The sequence below is a fragment of the Lelliottia jeotgali genome, from assembly GCF_977070485.1.
On record NZ_CDRVFO010000004.1, the window covers coordinates 212,743 to 230,025 of the forward strand.

Sequence of the window (17,283 nt, forward strand, 5' to 3'; positions counted from 1 at the left end):
CTCTCAGATAAAGCCGCTTTTGGCGATGTATTCGACGGCATCGTCTTGACGACGCTCGCCGGAGGGATGCCCTACCTGGCAGGCAGATGGTGACCCTGGCTGGCAGACTACCCTGCAGACATTTCAGGGCTTGTACTGAATGGTGTACGACGCATCCGTTTGAGGGTCAATGGTAATCGGCATGCCGAACAGCTTACCTTTACATTCACTGACGACGCAGCGATAAACGGACCCCTGCCTGAGCTGTGCCCATAAGCCTTCGTCATGTATCACGATACACGCGACGCGGTTTTCCGGATCCTCTCTGACCTGAGCGACGTGGTGGTCCAGGTCGCAACCGAAATCGGCAGCGGTAAACTCTGGATCGTAGCCGATCAGCACACCATGCCTTTTCAGATCGTCCCTGATACGCTCAATCACGTCGTCTGCTTCTTGTTTTAGCATGATCGTTATCTCACGGTGCTTGAACATATCAAAACTCTAGCTGACCCTGCCGGTCTTCGCTGTTTATCGGTGCAACCAACGATGCACCCTCATTCCTGACATTGCCCACCGCCCTGTCTACTGGAAACCAACGAAAGTCCGCTGCCGGCCTGCAGCCCTGTTCCACGATCGCCGAAGCCCGCTCTGGTGATGTGCTTGGGGCGATCCATTCCCGGGCAAGCTCAGGGGTCAGCACCAAGGGCTTTCGGTCGTGGATGTCGATCAGGCCCTCGTCCGCAGCTGCGGTGATGATAACGAACCCATCGCGCTCATCCGGGTAAATGCTCTGATGCACTTCAGCGAGCGCTGCGAAGTAGAGCGGCCCTCCATCAGCGCTGGTAATGTAGTACGGCTGCTTGCGCTTCGGCTCCGCTGGATCGGGTATCCATTCGAACCAGCCGTTGGCCGGCGCCAAGGCTCTACCCCCGGGCCAAAGTCCTTTGAAAAACGTGCCCGTCACCACTGTTTCGGCTCGAGCATTGATCGGATCGGGGCGCTTCCCCTTCGCCCAGAACGGCGACCAGCCCCACTTGACGCGATCCACCGTCAATCCATCCCCGACCTGGCGAATGATCTCAACGCGCGTCGACGGCGCTACGTTGTAGCGATTGATGGCCTCATGGTCATAGCCATTGATCACTACCAGGTCCAGCGATAGCTGCCGCAGGTAGTGGTCCATCGACTCGTAGATCGAGTACCGTCCACACATAGCTCACCTCTCGCCCGTCAGAAATTTCAGCGCCCAGGATTGACCGGGCACACGATGCGGGATCTACTGTATATATATACAGTTTTATCGGGCCTTCCACCATGACCATCACATTTCTGGGTATGCCAACCGGCGGAACCGAACCGTTACCGCTCTATTCGTTTCACGTTCCGGCCGGATTCCCATCGCCTGCAGCGGACCATCTGGAAGGCCATATCTCCCTTGATGAGATATTCGACCTCCGTGCGCCCCATGTGTATCTGGTAAAAGTTGAGGGCGACAGCATGCAGGGGGCAGGGATCTACTCGGGTGACATCGTCATCGTAGACCGCGGGCGTGAGGCGGAGCATGGGGACATTGTCATCGCTGCGGTCAACTGCGAGCCCGTTTGCAAGCGTTTGCACCGCCGTGACGCAGTGGTGATTCTCAAGTCCGAGAACCCGGCGTATCCACCGCGATACATCATGGAAGGCGACGAGCTCGTTATTTGGGGTGTCGTGCGGTACAGCGTGCGCGACCATGCGCAGTAACCAGGTATTTGCGCTGATCGACTGCAACTCGTTCTATGCGAGCTGCGAGCGGGTATTTCGGCCTGACCTGGCCAAAACCCCGATCGTGGTGTTGAGCAACAACGACGGCTGCGTGATCGCCAGGTCCTACGACGCAAAGCCATTCGTGAAGATGGGCGAGCCGTATTTCCAGGCGAAAGACAAGTTGCGGCGGCACGGCATCATGGCCTTCAGCAGCAACTATGCCTTATATGGCGACATGAGCGAGCGCGTCATGACCCTGATCGAGTCGATGGTGCCTGCCACCGAAATCTACAGCATCGACGAATGCTTCGCCGACCTGTCCGGTATTCAGGAAAACCTGACCCAATTCGGTCACAAGTTGCGATCCAGGATCTTCCAGTGCACCGGTATCCCCGTGGGTGTCGGGATCGCCAGCACCAAGACACTTGCGAAGCTGGCCAACCACACCGCCAAACGTTTACAGACGCAGACTGGTGGGGTTGTCGACATTACCGATCCGTTCAAGCGCGATTGGGTCCTGCGCAATACCGAAGTGAAAGAGGTGTGGGGCGTTGGCCGGCGAATGACTGCTCACCTTGAGGCCATGGGCATTCACACTGCGATGGATCTGGCCACGGCTGACCCCTGGACGCTGCGGCAGAAATTCAGCGTGGTGGTGGAGAAGACCGCTCGTGAGCTGGCGGGCATGCCATGCCTGGAACTGGACGAGGCTGAACCTGCGAAGCAGGAAATCTGCTGCAGCCGTATGTTCGGCAAGCGGCTGAACGAACTGGCGCCGATCAAGCAGGCCGTGGCCACCTATGTTGGCCGAGCTGCGCAGAAGCTCCGGGCTCAGGGCTCGGTGTGCAAACGCATGCGGGTGAGCATCCGAACGGGGATGTTCAACCCGGACGAGCCTCGTCATGCCCAAGGGGCACTGGTGGAACTGCCGTACCCGACCTGCGACACGCTGCTCATGACCCGACTGGCCACCGACGCGGTCGGACTGATCTTCAGGCCGGGGTTTCGATACAGCAAGGCCGAGGTATTGCTGATGGACCTGCGGCAACCAGGAGAATTCTCTGAGGACTTGTTTGCACTCAAACAGTCGGTGACGTGTGATCGGCTGATGCAAGTGATGGATGACATCAACGAACGCTGGGGCAGGGGAACGATGCGGGCCGCCAGCGTGCCGGCGACACCGGACTGGGGAATGAGGAGGGAGATGATGAGCCAATCCTATACGACGCGGATCGATCAGCTGTGGACGGTCAAATGTTGAGAGGATGAATCGCTTCATGATCGTCCCCGGACATGCTTGCGCACCTTGTCACTAGGGAGTTGCGCGTCACCGAACCTGGCAACTGCCCGTTCTCTTGCCATTTCGATCACCTCTTTGTTTATCCTGATCTCCCTGCCCAAGGCATCCAATACATGGGGTATGGACGCAGATGCCCTCTTGTGCACCGTCATCGCTGACCCAGCGCCAATCGTCTGGGCAGAACGGCCGAAACGCCCGTATGGCCTGGCCTGTGTCGTCACATTCCGTCTTGCCGGGGAGCCGCATTCAACGCCCACCAGCCACTTCGCTGAAGCTGTCGGTGGAAAGTGAAAAGTCCTGTCATTTGGAACGACCGTCACAGTTTGTCAAATACTGACCCGCCCCGACGGGTTTGGCCCTCCCGGCACCTGTGATACTTTCCACCGCTAGTTTTTACAGGGAGTAATATCGTTGATGGAATTGACGAGGATCTTTGCACCACAAAACCGCCGACTGATCAAACTCACCACCCCCATCCGAGGTGACCAGGCGTTGCTGCTGGAGCATTTCAGCGGCAATGAAGGGTTATCCACGCTGTTCAGCTTCGAGCTGTCGTTGATCAGCCAGGATGCCAGGCTCGAACTCAAATCATTGATCGGCCAACCTGCCTGTTTGGACATCGAGCTGGCCGACGGCGGCCTACGCCATATCCATGGCCACATCACCCGGTTCAACCTGCTGGGCAGCGACGGTGGCCTGGCGCGTTACAGCGCGACACTGAGCCCCTGGCTGTGGATGCTGTCGCGACGCATTGATTCGCGGATCTTTCAAGAGCAGACCATTGAAACGGTCATTCGCACGGTGTTCGAGCACTACGGCGGGTTGCGCCACTTCGAGTTTCGCCTGCTCAGGCCTCTCAAGTCCCACAGCTACATCACCCAGTACCGCGAAACCGACCTGAATTTCGTGTTGCGCTTGCTGGAGCAGGACGGCCTGTTCTTCTACTTCGATCACAGCAAGGACGGGCACAGCCTGATCATCACGGATCGATCCCAGGGCCTGGAAGCGCTGCCTGAGCAACCGCAGATCCGGTACCACAGCGCCTTTGTCACCGAGACCAGTGACTCGATCACCCAGTGGCGCAGCCACCGGGCCTTGCAACCGGGCAAAATGGCCATCCAGACCTTCGATTACAAGCACCCAAGAAATTCGTTGTCCATCGACATGGACAGCCTCAATGAACAGGGCGACGTCCCGCCCTACGAGGTCTACGACTTTTTAGGTGCCTACAGCCACGGCTTGCGCGATGAGGGCGAGGCGCTGGTCCGCCGCCACCTGGAGATCATCGAAGCCCAGGCCAAGACCTTTACCGGCAGCAGCAACTGCCGGGCCATGCGGCCGGGCTACAGCTTCGAACTGACCCAGCACTTCGACCACGAAGGTGGAGCGGCAGAAGCTCGCCAGTTCCTGCTGGTGTCGGTCGCGCACCAGGGGCGCAACAACTATTTCTCGGATGAGCCCGCAGGTTACGACAACCAGTTTGTCTGTATTCGCCAGAGCATCCCTTACCGCCACCCGATCACCGTGCCGCGCCCCGCCATCAACGGGCCGCTCAGCGCGATCGTAGTAGGGCCGGAGGGCGAAGAGGTCTTCACTGACGAGCTGGCGCGGATCCAGGTCCGGTTCCACTGGCAGCGCGGCGACAGCCTGCCGCAGGGTACCACCTGGGTGCGTGTGGCGATGCCCAGCGCTGGCAGAGGTTTTGGCCATCAGTTCTTGCCACGTATCGGCCAGGAAGTGCTGGTCACCTTCCTGGCCGGCGATATCGACCGCCCCGTGGTCACCTCGGTGCTGTACAACGCCGAGCAGACACCGCCGCGCTTCAGCAAAGCCTCGGGCCTGCCAGGCAACCGCGCGCTTTCCGGCATCCAGACCCAAGAGCACAAGGGCCGCGGTTTCAACGAGCTGTTGTTCGACGACACACCGGGTGCCTTGCGTGCCCGCGTCGGTACCACGCACCAGGCCACAGCGCTCAATCTGGGCAAACTCACCGAGCCACGTACTGACGGCCAGGCCAAGGCCCGTGGCAACGGTGCCGAATTGCGCACCGACGCCGCGATTGCGCTGCGCGCCGCCCAAGGCATGTTGCTGACCACCTATGCCCGCCGGGACGCCACAGGGGCACAGCTGGACCGCGAAGAACTGCTCACGCTGCTGGCCGAGTGCGGCGAGCTGTTCAAAAGCCTCGGGCAAACCGCCGCCGCGCGAGGCGGGGCAGCGGTAAACAGCGAGGGCATCGACGCCTTGAGCCAGGCGCTGAAACAGTGGCCAGCGCCCGACAGCGACAGCCCGGGCAAGCCTGTCATGGCCGTTGCGGCTGAGGCGGGTATCAGCAGTGCCACACCGCGCTCGCAAACCCACTATGCCGGTGCTAACCACGACACCACGGCCCAGGACCATCTGCAGTTGACCAGCGGCGCCGCCATGCGCCTGCAAGCCGGCAAGGGCATCAGTGCCTTCGCCCAGGATGAGGGCATCAGTGCCATTGCCAACCGCGGCAAAGTGCTGGTCCAGGCCCAGGAAGACGACATCACCGTCAACGCACAAAAAAACCTGCACCTGTCGGTCGCCGTAGGCGAGGCGGTCATCACCGCGCCAACCATCCGCCTGGTGGCCGATGATGGCAGCTATATCAAGATCGGCGGCGGTGTCGAAATCGGCAGCCAAGGCAAGGTTATCGTCCATGCCAGCGAGCATGACTGGGTCGGCCCCAAGACCGACAGCGCCCCGTTGCCAGCATTCACCCGCGACCCGGCGGCGCAACGCCTGGCTTTCCACTACCCGGGGCACGCCGACGACAGCGTGCGAATGGCCGTTGACCACGCCTACCAGATCACACTCGAAGACGGTAGCACCGTGCAAGGCGTGACCGACGCCAGCGGGCTCACCGAACACGTCGAGCGCGAAGCGATGCACCAGGCACAAGTGGCTGCCCTGCGCAGCACCGGCAGCAAAGGAGGCAGCCAATGAGTGGCGATCAATATGCTGTGGCTGAAAGCGTCACCCGGCTGGTACCCAATTTCAGTACCGAACGCAAAATGGAGGTGCCTGCCGACCTGCCAGGGGTGGTGATCTTCTTGCACGGCGTTAATGACCCGGGGGCTTCGTACGAGTCGGTGGAGACGGGGTTGTGCCAAGGGGTGAATGAGCGTTTGGATCGGCCTGATCTGACGGCGGGGCGGTATGGGGCTGACTACAATGCTGCAAAAAAAATCCCCATTCAGGAACTCGGTGAGGATCACAAAGCCACACTCGACGATCCAGACACGTTCCTTTATCAGCGAGACGCGGACGACCCCAAAACCCGCAGCCTGATGATCCCGTTTTATTGGGGCTATCGCGCCGAGCCTGGCGAGATAAAGCGCGATAAAAATAACGACCCGACCAAACTGCGCGACCAATATCAGGACGTATTCGAAAACCGCCTGGACCGGCACTTCGCCAAGGGCGGCGGGTTCTTCGCCAATGCCACCAACAACCTGCTGGAGATGTACGGCCAAGGCTTTGCCAAGGCTATCCGGCATCTTGCACAAGTCACGCTATCCAACACCCAATACATGGGAAAAGGGCCACACCGGCGTTACTTTGTGTTCGCAGCAACGCGTTTGGCCATGTTGGTCAGTGAGATCCGCCGTGTATCGCCTGATGAAACCATCACCATCATGGGCCACAGTCAAGGCACCTTGATTACCCTGCTTGCTCAAGCGATGCTGATCGACAAGGGCCAACGCTGTGCCGACACCGTCATCATGGTGGACACGCCTTACAGTGTGCTGCCAAAGGCCACACCCAAAGGCCACGATACACTCGCGACATTGATCAACATCGCCACCGCAGTCACCCAGGCACCCCATGCCCAGCCGCCGCTGTCCGCGCTCAGGGACAGCAAGACCTATGGGGGGCGCACGGGCCCCAAGTGGTCACCCACGCAGGGCTCGCGCAAGGACAAGGTGGGTAACCTGACCGTTTTCCCCGAACGTGACAACCGCGGCAAGGTGTACCTGTACTTTTGCCCGGACGACACCACGGTCGCCCTGGACGACGTTCAGGGCATCGGTACCTATGGGGTACCCAATGCCTTGGCTGACGGTAAACTGGCGATGGCGGCGTTGCAGTCCTTGCGCTTTTACCAGCGCATGTGGACCAAGCGTCATCGCAACGGCGAGCCGGTACTGGTCGGCGAAGCCATACAACAAACGGTGCTGCGTGCCGAGGGAGAACCCCGCTACCCTGGCGGCTGGTCAACCGCCGCCGTGGCCTCACAAGCACCAATCGCGAAAGGTGAGGAACGCCTGATCAATGCCGAACCCCTGAACCCGCCCCATGCGCCACAGATGTTTGGCGCCGAGGCAGTAACCGGCACACCCACCCAGGCAGGCCTGGACAGCCCTGATGACGTGAGCATCCGCTCCGCGCTGGGCAATCCGAAGGCCAAGTTCAAATGGTTCAAGGTGCGTACCAACCCTACCCGAATCGACCTGGAAGAAGAACGTGCCCAGTGGAACATCGGCAAAGAGCCCGGCGATCAAACTGCAGCCATACGTCAAAAACCCGTATCGGGTAATGCAATGCTGAAGACCCAGGATCATTACGTCATTTTCCGCGAAGAGACGCCTAATGAAATTCAGGTCCGGATGCCCGCAGATCCGGACGAAATGGACCCTAACAGCTACCACTCGGCCGTTCTGCGCAGCCCGGAGAACCAACGCTGGGTAACGGCGATGGACATTGCTATTGGCCAGGCGCACAGCCTTGATGATCCAGCTATGCGAGAAGTGTTGGTTGCGATTGCGGATTGGAAGTTGGATAAAAGGGACTTTGAGATAATCAAAGAATTACCTGCTTGGTCGCGACTGAGTAGGGAAGCTCAAGCATTGGTAACTGCCAGTAGTAAGTATTATCAACGGGGCGTGTTTCCGTCTTCTGAGTTGGTCTCGCTAATACCGCCGTCCCTGGTAGTCGATGCACCTGTAAAAGGAGTTGGCCGATGAAGGGCTACTCCCCCTACTCTAAGTCACGCCCCAACCTGAAACCTTATCAGCTGATCGCCGGAGTGCTAATTGTGCTCTGGCTCAGCTTTATCTGGATTATACAACTCAAAGCACAGGAAACCGGCATGGTACTTCGCGACATGAAACCCGTCATGGCTTGGGGCATTGCCGCTATTGTCTGCCCGCTGCTGATGATCTTTGGCACTCACTGGTGGGGCAATGCCCTGGCAAGTGAGAAGGCAGAGCTTGCCAATTATCGAAAACAGGTAGAGGCCAAAAAAGCCGAGCAGCAGGCCACGCAAGCGCGGACCTACGCCCTGGAAATTCGGGGAGTGGGTCTAGGAATTTACACAGACGGCCAGTCCAGAATCTGGCAGTTCATAAAAAAGAAGAACGACAACTTCGCTTCGATCTACCCGCAGGACGCGAAAGACTACAACCCATCATTAACTTCCAGGAGAAACTCCGCAGACATCAAAGCCCGTATCGCATTCAAAAATTCGGCAGGTGAAGCAGTTGCGTACTGGCCAATCCCGGTGTTTGCGCTTGGGCCGCCAGATCCCTACGCAAAAGGGTACAAAGCAGCAGGCCTGATCAATGAAGGGCGTAATGCGGCGACCTTGGGCGTTACCCAGTTTCTGTGGCAAGACGATGAAAACACTACCCATGCTCAAGGCATGATCGAGCGACTGTTCACGTTTTTTGACGATAATCCCAAGGTGCCACAGGCCTTGATCGCGAGCCAGGACGGTGACGTGGCGCGTGACCCTTATCGCAAACCGGGCACACCGGGATTGCAAAATGGCCACGTGGTACCGACGATCTACGAAAATGCGACTGGCCTGCTAGTCACACGCTCGGACCGAGTGGATCGCTACATTCGCCCCTTCGTCACCCGTGACGCCGAGGACAATCAGGACAAAAAAACTGACTTTGGCAAGTTGTGGGCGTTTTACTGGGATCGGGACAGGGCATTCACAGACTGGTATGAAGCCGACGAGCTCGCCAAAGGCACCGAAGTCTCGGAAGACCCGAGCACCATGTCCAGCGCCTACTGGCAATCGCAACTACCTAACTTGTGGAAAACCATCGACAACCGCGGCCCGGGCCATTTTGAACCGTCCTCCTGGCTGCCCGTGCGTTGGGCCGAACACCAACTAAAAGAGTTCGACGCAGCGCCAGTGCTGGGCTACCTGCACCGTCCGATCAAGGTTTCCATGCAGGATGAGCACGGCAAGCGCCTCAAACCCGCATTGCAGGCCAAGGCCTTGCAGGCAGGTTGGCTCAAGGCCCTCGACACGCTACCCGCTGGGCAAAAACCGGTGCGCGTGTTCTACGACACCACTAACAACGCTGAAGCAGAAATCGCCCTGACCAACGCGTTGCACAGCCTCAATACCGATGGCCAAGGCCTGGATGTGGGCAATGTCGACGAGGGCTATGACATCGGTCGACGCCTGGGCAATACCGGCGTCAGCAGCGCGCTGGTGGAAATCAACCTGGCCACCATCGCCAGCTACCACGACGGCGGTGCCAGTGCCGTGGTGTACGCCGGCAGCGACGGTAGCCTCACCGTACAGATGATCAGCCCGCCAGATGAGGCACGCAAAGCGAAGAACCAGCGCAACCGTGGTGCTGACCCCTTCAAGTATGGCCTCCCAAGTGTCGGGCGACCCAAGGCATGAACCGTCCCATCTGCCTGGGCGACCCCACCAGCAGCGGGGGCAGCGTGCTGTCATGTCAACTGGCTGGCACCCACACCGTCAACGGTAAAACGCCAGCGGTGCTAGGCGACAAGGCCAGTTGCCCGCTTCACAAAGGGGTTTTTGCCTTTGTCGAGGGGCATCCAAGCCGACGCATGAACGGTAAGCCGGTGGTGCTGCAAGGCCATCGGCTGGCATGCGGGTGTCACGGCGTGGTCAGCCATGCGCTGACTGTGAACGTCGAGTAGTCACGGGTTTCAGACCGCCCAACCCCAAACCTCATCAGCGGATCGCCGGAGTGCAGCTTGTGCTCTGGCTCTGCTTCATCTGGATTATCCAACTCAAAGCACAGGAATCCGACATGGTACTTCGCGATATGAAACCCGTCCTAGCGTGGGGCGTTGCTGCGATTGTCGGCCCGCTTATGATGATCTTTGGCACTCACTGGTGGGGCAATGCCCTGGCAAGTGAGAAGGCAGAGCTTGCCAATTATCGAAAACAGATAGAGACCAAAAACGCTGAACAGCAGGCCACGCAAGCGCGGACCTACGCCCTGGAAATTCGGGGAGTGGGTCTAGGAATTTACACAGACGGCCAGTCCAGAATCTGGCAGTTCATAAAAAAGAAGAACGACAACTTCGCTTCGATCTACTCGCAGGACGCGAAGGACTACAACCCGTCATTAACATCCAGGGAAAACTCCGCGGATATCAAAGTCCGAATCGCATTCAAAAATTCGGCAGGTGAGGCAGTTGCATACTGGCCAATCCCGGTGTTTGCGCTGGGGCCGCCCGCCCCCTACGACAGCGCATCTAGCGCAGCGAGCCTGATCAATTCAGGCCGAAATGCTGCGACCTTGGGCGTTACCCAGTTCCTGTGGCAAGACAACGAAAGCACGACGCATGCTCAAGGCATGATCGAGCGACTGTTCACGTTTTTTGACGATAACCCCAAGGTGCCACAAGCCTTGATCGCAAGCGAAGACGGTGACGTGACGCGAAATCTCTATCGCAAACCCGGCACACCGGGATTGCAAAATGGCCACGTGGTTCCGACGATCTACGAAAGCATGACTGGCCTGCTGGTCACGCGCTCGGACCGAGTGGATCGCTACATTCGCCCATTTGTCACCCATGACGCAGAGGACAACCAGAACAAGAACTCTGACCTAGGCAAGCTGTGGGCGTTTTACTGGGACCGGGACAGGGCGTTTATAGACTGGTATGAAGCTGCCGAGCACGCTAAAGGCGTTAAATCCTCGCTAGCCCCGGGAACCATGTCCAGCGCCTACTGGCAATCGCAACTGCCCACCTTGTGGAAAACCATCGACAACCGTGGCCCAGGCCATTTCGAACCGTCCCCTTGGCTGCCCGTGCGTTGGGCCGAACACCAACTGAAAGAGTTCGACGCAGCGCCAGTGCTGGGCTACCTGCACCGTCCGATCAAGGTTTCCATGCAGGACGAGCACGGCAAGCGCCTCAAACCCGCGTTGCAGGCCAAGGCCTTGCAGGCAGGTTGGCTCAAGGCCCTCGACACGCTGCCCGATGGGCAAAAACCGGTGCGCGTGTTCTACGACACCACTAACAACGCTGAAGCAGAAATCGCCCTGACCAACGCCTTGCACAGCCTCAATACCGATGGCCAAGGCCTGGATGTTGGCAATGTCGACGAGGGCTATGACATCGGTCGACGCCTGGGCAATACCGGCGTCAGCAGCGCGCTGGTGGAAATCAACCTGGCCACCATCGCCAGCTACCACGACGGCGGTGCCAGTGCCGTGGTGTACGCCGGCAGCGACGGTAGCCTCACCGTACAGATGATCAGCCCGCCAGATGAGGCACGCAAAGCGAAGAACCAGCGCAACCGTGGTGCTGACCCCTTCAAGTATGGCCTCCCAAGTGTCGGGCGACCCAAGGCATGAACCGCCCATCTGCCTGGGCGACCCCACCAGCAGCGGGGGCAGCTTGCTGTCATGCCAACTGGCTGGCACCCACACCGTCAACGGTAAAACGCCAGCGGTCAAAGCACAGGAAACCGACATGGTACTTCGCGACATGAAACCCGTCATGGCCTGGGGCATTGCCGCTATTGTCGGCCCGCTGCTGGTGATCTTTGGCACTCACTGGTGGGGCAATGCCCTGGCAAGTGAGAGGGCAGAGCTTGCCAATTATCGAAACCAGATAGAGACCAAAAACGCTGAACAGCAGGCCACGCAAGCGCGGACCTACGCCCTGGAAATTCGGGGAGTGGGACTTGGAATTTACACAGACGGCCAGTCCAAAATCTGGCAGTTCATAAAAAAGAAGAACGACAACTTCGCTTCGATCTACCCGCAGGACGCGAAAAACTACGACCCGTCTTTAGACGTTAGAGAAAGCTCCGCAGACATCAAACTCCGTATCGCATTCAAGAATTCGGCAGGTGAAGCGGTGGCGTACTGGCCAATCCCGGTGTTTGCGCTAGGCCCGCCTGCTCCCTACGATGCCAACTTCACTGCATCGGGCCTAATCAATTCAGGCCGTAATGCTGCAACCTTGGGCGTTACCCAGTTTCTGTGGCAAGACGATGAAAGCACTACCCATGCTCAAGGCATGATCGAGCGATTGTTCACGTTTTTTGACGATAACCCGAAGGTGCCACAGGCTTTGATCGCGAGCCGAGACGGTGACGTGACACGAAACGGTTATCGCAAACCCGGCACACCGGGATTGCAGAATGGCCACGTGGTTCCGACGATCTACGAAAACGCGACTGGCCTGCTGGTCACGCGTTCAGAGCGAGTTGACCGCTACATTCGCCCCTTCGTCAGCCATGACGCCGAGGACAATCAGGACAAAAAAACTGACTTCGCGAAATTGTGGGCGTTTTATTGGGACCGGAGCAAGGCATTCATGGACTGGTATGAAGCCGCCGAGCATGCCAAAGGCGTTAAAATCTTGCTAGGCCCGACCACCATGTCCAGCGCCTACTGGCAATCGCAACTGCCCACCTTGTGGAAAACCATCGACAACCGTGGCCCAGGCCATTTCGAACCGTCCCCCTGGCTGCCCGTGCGTTGGGCCGAGCACCAGTTGAAGGAGTTCGACGCAGCGCCAGTGCTGGGCTACCTGCACCGTCCGATCAAGGTTTCCATGCAGGACGAGCACGGCAAGCGCCTCAAACCCGCGTTGCAGGCCAAGGCCTTGCAGGCAGGTTGGCTCAAGGCCCTAGACACGCTGCCCGCAGGGCAAAAACCGGTGCGCGTGTTCTACGACACCACTAACAACGCTGAAGCAGAAATCGCCCTGACCAACGCGTTGCACAGCCTCAATACCGATGGCCAAGGCCTGGATGTGGGCAATGTCGACGAGGGCTATGACATCGGTCGACGCCTGGGCAATACCGGCGTCAGCAGCGCGCTGGTGGAAATCAACCTGGCCACCATCGCCAGCTACCACGACGGCGGTGCCAGTGCCGTGGTGTACGCCGGCAGCGACGGCAGCCTCACCGTGCAAATGATCAGCCCGCCAGATGAGGCACGCAAAGCGAAGAACCGGCGCAACCGTGGTGCTGACCCCTTCAAGTATGGCCTCCCAAGTGTCGGGCGACCCAAGGCATGAACCGTCCCATCTGCCTGGGCGACGCCACCAGCAGCGGGGGCAGCGTGCTGTCATGCCAACTGGCTGGCACCCACACCGTCAACGGTAAAACGCCAGCGGTGCTGGGCGACAACGACACGGATCGATCAGCTGTGGACGGTCCAATGTTGAGAGGATGAATCGCTTCATGATCGTCCCCGCCACGAACTCTATGATCAGAAGCTTGGACAATCGCAGGCAAGGCCATAGTCAGTGCTGCCACGGATTCAGGCTGTGTGAAAATGTCATTCAAGCCCCAAGGTTTTTCATCAAGATTGTTCCCAGGGAAGGCTTTAAACCGCACCTCATCCCAGAGATCGGAGTTTTGCGATGTCCCGGCTTGGTGGAGCCCCAAACATACGGCTGTATTCTCTGCTGAACTGTGATGGGCTTTCATAACCCACCTTGAACCCGGCCGTGGAAACATCAAGCCCCTCTGAGATCATCAACCTGCGCGCGTGTTGCAGGCGAAGTTGTTTCTGATACTGCAAAGGGCTCATTGCAGTGACCGCCTTGAATCGATGGTGAAGCGTGGAGTTGCTCAAGTTGACGTAGCTCGCGAGCTCATCGATGTGTAACGGCTGCGCATAGTTACTGTTCAGCCATTCAATGGCTCGAGTGACGCGGTGGGTCTGGCTATCGGTTATCGCTATCTCATGTAAGCGCTGGCCCTGCTGGCCTTTTAGCAGCCGGTAAAAAATTTCTCTCAGGGCTAGCGGTGCCAGCGCAGGGATGTCTGATGGCACATCCAGCAGACGTACCAGTCGCAACATCGCATCTAGCAACGGGGTATCGATCTTGTCCAGGTAGAGCCCGCGGTGGGGCTGTTGGCTTGGAACGCCGACAGGACTTACGTCTGCTATCAGCTGAGCGATTTCTGCCGGGTCGATATCCAAGCGGATGCAGAAATAGGGTCGTTCTGAAGATGCCTCGGTCACTTGACCCGCCAGAGGCAGAGTTACAGAGACGACCAGGTAGTTCAGGGGGTCGTAGGTATAGCTCTCTTCCCACAACTGCACCTGTTTGCGGCCCTGAACAATGATGCATAGCCCCGGTTTATGCACAGTGTGGATCACATCGGTTGGAGTATCGCTGCGTATGAAATGCAGCTTATCAATCGCCGTCTGATATACGCCGTATGTCGGAGCGATACGTTGCATGGTTGACGCTAGCTCGGCCCTAAGGCGTGTCAGCTCTTCGTTTCGATCACTCATCGCCTTTACCTCCCGTTAGGCTCAACCTGTTGAAGAGGATATGTGGGTCGGCAGCCGTTTGGGTAGAGGCTAATAGGCCAACTACCCAATGCTCACCGCTGCCATCGTTAGGTGTTTGGCAGATCGCTTCGCGTCCAAGCGCTCCTGTGCATCATTCCAGTTGAGGCCATGAAGGTTATCCGTTCACCGCAGGCCGCTCATGCAGGATCGTGCATGTTGAACGCAGGAATTGCATAACCCAGCCCAGCCCAGGCTGCTTACTCTTGCTGCACCACCTGCCGATCGGCGGGGGCCTCTTAAGCCAGAAACAGGAGTGAGAACATGCACGGCATCCAACAAAAAGTCATCGTAATTACCGGCGCCAGCAGTGGTATCGGCGAAGCGACAGCCCGCCTGCTCGCCAGCAAAGGCGCTCGCGTGGTTTTGGGTGCCCGCCGCACCGATCGCCTGGAAGCTCTGGCCAAGGAGATTCGCTCAGCAGGCGGTACCGCTGATGTAAAGGGGCTGGATGTCACCAACCTGGATGACATGCAGTCCTTCATTGACTTCACTGTCGAATTGCATGGCCGCGTCGACGTTCTCGTCAACAACGCTGGAGTCATGCCGCTCTCGAAGCTCGAAGCGCTCAAGGTCGATGAGTGGAACCGAATGATTGACGTCAACATTCGCGGCGTGCTGCACGGCATTGCCACCACGCTGCCGCTCATGCAACAACAGCACGCCGGCCAGATTATCAATATTGCCTCCATTGGAGCCTATGCTGTGAGCCCGACCGCTGCGGTGTACTGCGCCACCAAATATGCCGTACGGGCAATTTCAGAGGGCCTGCGCCAAGAGGTGGGGGGTGACATCCGGGTCACCGTCATTGCACCTGGCGTTACCGAATCCGAACTGGCCGAAAGCATTTCCGATGACGGCGGGCGTGCAGAGATGCGCGAGTTCCGCAAGATCGCGATTCCAGCTTCGGCCATTGCCCGAGCGATTGCCTATGCGGTAGAGCAGCCTGCGGATGTCGACGTCAGCGAATTGATCGTGCGTCCAACCGCAAGTCCATTCTGAGTGTTCTGACGACAGCGAGGAGAGTCTCGCAACAATGTTTTGTATCACGCTGGGATGATTCTATAACCCGAGTGTTGAATAGCAGGCCGGAATGCAGACATTCCGGCTTTTTTCGACCATTACCTTCATGACCGACGCCAGAGCGGGTTCCCTCACGTGCCCCGTACGGGTACGTTGAGGACCTTCACGGGCCCAAGCCTTTAGGCTTGAAATTCGAAGCCCACCCTGTCACACCAATCCCCTGAAATGGCTCATTGTAGAAGCGGTTCGCCTACGGGAAGTTTCGGGCGGACGTGACGATGGATTGTCTGTTCTACTTGAACAAGTTCGGCTGGAGCTGACGGGGCAAAGGGCTAGCCCTCTTTATCTTCAAGGGCTGGCCCAGTGCATCGCCATTTACCTGGACAGCACGGCGGACGATATCGTGCGCCGCAACGCGTTGCCCGCTTACCAATTACGCCGCGTACTGTCGGCAATGGAGGCCAATCTGGCTGAGGAATTCCACCTCGGGCAATTGGCCGAAATAGCTGGGATGAGTGAGTATCACTTCAGCCGGCTGTTCAAAAAGGCCGCTGGTTACTCGCCATCACAGTTCTTTATCAGGTTGAGGATGGCAAGAGCCCGGCAGCTCCTTGTCGAAACGGAGCGGAGTGTGATTGATGTAGGGTTGGAGGTAGGGTATAGCAGCCCAAGCCATTTTTCTCAGGTGTTCAAACGTGAGGTTGGTGTTACGCCCACTCAATACCGTAAATAGTTGAATGGGTTGATAGCAGGAGCGCGCGTTGTGCGGCAATGCAGCACAACGCGTTTGACGGCGGAGCATCAACCTACCGGGACGCTCATACCGCCATCGGCCATGACGACCGAACCGACAATGAAACTGGCGCGCTCGGAGGCCAGGAAAGACACGATCTCAGCGATCTCTTGCGGTGCTGCCGCCCGACCGATAGGCGCGGATTTGCCGTGCTCCTGCAAAAAGCCGCGACCGTCTTCCATGAAGTGATTCAAAAGGTTGGTGACCACATCCCCCACGCCAATAGCGTTCACCCGAATACCATGTTCGATCGCTTCCAGCGCCTGGGTGCGCGTCAACTGCGCCAACGCGCCCTTGGACGCGGTATAGGCCGCGATACCGGGGAAGGCGAAGTAGGACGCGTAGGAAGCAATGTTCACGATCGCGCCGCTCTTGTTCTTCATCATCTCCTTCATTGCTTCTCGGGAGTGGAGGAACGCACCCGTCACGTTGGTTTGCATCTGCCATTCCCAATCTTCGCGGGTCATCTCGACCAGGGGCTTGTACAGGATGCGACCGGCGTTATTGACCAGGACGTCCAGCTTGCCGAACTTCTCGACCGCCAGGGCCACTGCCTGCTCGGCAGAGCCGTCCACAGTGATGTCAGCGACGAAGGGAACCAGGCCAGGACGCTCAAGCACGTTGACCGCAGGGTCGATGTCCTCGGCGATGACTTTCGCACCGCGAGCGTGAAGGAGCTCGGCGATCGCCTTACCGATGCCGCTGGCCGCGCCGGTCACCAGCACTACTTTGCCTGCCACTTCGTTTGGGGTTGGGGTGAAGTCAGTCATTTCATGTCTCCAAGTCAGGAATTGGTTGTCGCTTTCGACGGTGCCAATTTCTCTCTTTTCAACGTACAACTCCTTGGCGACCTTGCTCTG

The 17,283-nt window shown here is 58.4% G+C and carries 15 protein-coding genes; 11 read left to right on the plus strand and 4 right to left on the minus strand.

Annotation, left to right across the window (positions count from 1 at the left end):
• Positions 1-123 precede the first annotated feature (123 nt).
• Positions 124-471, minus strand: coding sequence for a hypothetical protein (locus ACW4TB_RS08115; RefSeq protein ID WP_012314598.1), 348 nt, complete (start codon positions 469-471; stop codon positions 124-126).
• A 1-nt stretch (position 472) separates the two neighbouring features.
• Positions 473-1,192, minus strand: coding sequence for an SOS response-associated peptidase family protein (locus ACW4TB_RS08120; RefSeq protein ID WP_279931249.1), 720 nt, complete (start codon positions 1,190-1,192; stop codon positions 473-475).
• A gap of 101 nt (positions 1,193-1,293) precedes the next feature.
• Here ACW4TB_RS08120 and ACW4TB_RS08125 point away from each other — a divergent pair, with 101 nt between their 5' ends.
• The 9 genes from ACW4TB_RS08125 to ACW4TB_RS08165 all read left to right on the plus strand — a co-directional run bounded on the left by ACW4TB_RS08125 (position 1,294) and on the right by ACW4TB_RS08165 (position 13,476).
• Entirely contained in the window at positions 1,294-1,722 is a 429-nt protein-coding gene (locus ACW4TB_RS08125; protein WP_042111991.1) for a LexA family protein, read from the plus strand.
• A complete protein-coding gene (locus ACW4TB_RS08130) occupies positions 1,712-2,986 on the plus strand; it encodes a Y-family DNA polymerase (RefSeq protein ID WP_012314595.1) in 1,275 nt (424 codons plus the stop codon). The genes ACW4TB_RS08125 and ACW4TB_RS08130 overlap by 11 nt, the downstream gene beginning before the upstream one ends.
• A 453-nt stretch (positions 2,987-3,439) precedes the next feature.
• Entirely contained in the window at positions 3,440-5,995 is a 2,556-nt protein-coding gene (locus ACW4TB_RS08135) for a type VI secretion system Vgr family protein (RefSeq protein ID WP_279931253.1), read from the plus strand.
• A complete protein-coding gene (locus ACW4TB_RS08140) occupies positions 5,992-8,016 on the plus strand; it encodes a T6SS effector phospholipase Tle3 domain-containing protein (protein WP_279931255.1) in 2,025 nt (674 codons plus the stop codon). Before ACW4TB_RS08135 ends, ACW4TB_RS08140 begins: the two co-directional genes overlap by 4 nt.
• Before the next feature lie 125 nt (positions 8,017-8,141).
• Positions 8,142-9,701 (plus strand): type VI lipase adapter Tla3 domain-containing protein, encoded by a 1,560-nt coding sequence (locus ACW4TB_RS08145; protein ID WP_455842939.1) that lies wholly within the window; start codon positions 8,142-8,144, stop codon positions 9,699-9,701.
• Positions 9,698-9,967 (plus strand): PAAR domain-containing protein, encoded by a 270-nt coding sequence (locus ACW4TB_RS08150; RefSeq protein ID WP_012314591.1) that lies wholly within the window; start codon positions 9,698-9,700, stop codon positions 9,965-9,967. Before ACW4TB_RS08145 ends, ACW4TB_RS08150 begins: the two co-directional genes overlap by 4 nt.
• Positions 9,968-10,080: 113 nt before the next feature.
• A complete protein-coding gene (locus ACW4TB_RS08155) occupies positions 10,081-11,640 on the plus strand; it encodes a type VI lipase adapter Tla3 domain-containing protein (RefSeq protein WP_455828312.1) in 1,560 nt (519 codons plus the stop codon).
• A 118-nt stretch (positions 11,641-11,758) separates the two neighbouring features.
• Entirely contained in the window at positions 11,759-13,318 is a 1,560-nt protein-coding gene (locus ACW4TB_RS08160) for a type VI lipase adapter Tla3 domain-containing protein (RefSeq protein WP_455828317.1), read from the plus strand.
• A complete protein-coding gene (locus ACW4TB_RS08165; protein WP_455842940.1) occupies positions 13,315-13,476 on the plus strand; it encodes a hypothetical protein in 162 nt (53 codons plus the stop codon). Before ACW4TB_RS08160 ends, ACW4TB_RS08165 begins: the two co-directional genes overlap by 4 nt.
• A 165-nt stretch (positions 13,477-13,641) precedes the next feature.
• Here ACW4TB_RS08165 and ACW4TB_RS08170 read toward each other — a convergent pair whose 3' ends face one another.
• Complete coding sequence (locus tag ACW4TB_RS08170) at positions 13,642-14,496, minus strand: AraC family transcriptional regulator N-terminal domain-containing protein (protein ID WP_455842941.1); 855 nt, start codon at positions 14,494-14,496, stop codon at positions 13,642-13,644.
• Between the two features lie 375 nt (positions 14,497-14,871).
• Here ACW4TB_RS08170 and ACW4TB_RS08175 point away from each other — a divergent pair, with 375 nt between their 5' ends.
• Together ACW4TB_RS08175 and ACW4TB_RS08180 are read left to right on the plus strand one after the other, a co-directional pair.
• Positions 14,872-15,609, plus strand: coding sequence for an SDR family oxidoreductase (locus tag ACW4TB_RS08175; RefSeq protein WP_012314587.1), 738 nt, complete (start codon positions 14,872-14,874; stop codon positions 15,607-15,609).
• A 304-nt stretch (positions 15,610-15,913) separates the two neighbouring features.
• Positions 15,914-16,363, plus strand: a complete 450-nt coding sequence (locus ACW4TB_RS08180; protein WP_455842942.1) for a helix-turn-helix domain-containing protein — start codon at positions 15,914-15,916, stop codon at positions 16,361-16,363.
• A gap of 68 nt (positions 16,364-16,431) precedes the next feature.
• Here the strand turns inward: ACW4TB_RS08180 and ACW4TB_RS08185 are convergent, their stop codons facing one another.
• The gene (locus tag ACW4TB_RS08185; protein ID WP_012314585.1) at positions 16,432-17,193 is read right to left on the minus strand and encodes an SDR family NAD(P)-dependent oxidoreductase; all 762 of its coding nucleotides are present in this window, start codon (positions 17,191-17,193) and stop codon (positions 16,432-16,434) included.
• Positions 17,194-17,283: the final 90 nt, after the last annotated feature.

Coding starts and splice junctions, on each gene's coding strand:
- ACW4TB_RS08155 (WP_455828312.1), top strand. CDS start 10,081: ATGGTACTTCGCGATATGAAACCCGTCCTAGCGTGGGGCGTTGCTGCG.
- ACW4TB_RS08150 (WP_012314591.1), top strand. CDS start 9,698: ATGAACCGTCCCATCTGCCTGGGCGACCCCACCAGCAGCGGGGGCAGC.
- ACW4TB_RS08125 (WP_042111991.1), top strand. CDS start 1,294: ATGACCATCACATTTCTGGGTATGCCAACCGGCGGAACCGAACCGTTA.
- ACW4TB_RS08170 (WP_455842941.1), bottom strand. CDS start 14,496: ATGCAACGTATCGCTCCGACATACGGCGTATATCAGACGGCGATTGAT.
- ACW4TB_RS08130 (WP_012314595.1), top strand. CDS start 1,712: ATGCGCAGTAACCAGGTATTTGCGCTGATCGACTGCAACTCGTTCTAT.
- ACW4TB_RS08140 (WP_279931255.1), top strand. CDS start 5,992: ATGAGTGGCGATCAATATGCTGTGGCTGAAAGCGTCACCCGGCTGGTA.
- ACW4TB_RS08160 (WP_455828317.1), top strand. CDS start 11,759: ATGGTACTTCGCGACATGAAACCCGTCATGGCCTGGGGCATTGCCGCT.
- ACW4TB_RS08135 (WP_279931253.1), top strand. CDS start 3,440: ATGGAATTGACGAGGATCTTTGCACCACAAAACCGCCGACTGATCAAA.
- ACW4TB_RS08115 (WP_012314598.1), bottom strand. CDS start 471: ATGTTCAAGCACCGTGAGATAACGATCATGCTAAAACAAGAAGCAGAC.
- ACW4TB_RS08120 (WP_279931249.1), bottom strand. CDS start 1,192: ATGTGTGGACGGTACTCGATCTACGAGTCGATGGACCACTACCTGCGG.
- ACW4TB_RS08175 (WP_012314587.1), top strand. CDS start 14,872: ATGCACGGCATCCAACAAAAAGTCATCGTAATTACCGGCGCCAGCAGT.
- ACW4TB_RS08145 (WP_455842939.1), top strand. CDS start 8,142: ATGGTACTTCGCGACATGAAACCCGTCATGGCTTGGGGCATTGCCGCT.
- ACW4TB_RS08185 (WP_012314585.1), bottom strand. CDS start 17,193: ATGACTGACTTCACCCCAACCCCAAACGAAGTGGCAGGCAAAGTAGTG.
- ACW4TB_RS08165 (WP_455842940.1), top strand. CDS start 13,315: ATGAACCGTCCCATCTGCCTGGGCGACGCCACCAGCAGCGGGGGCAGC.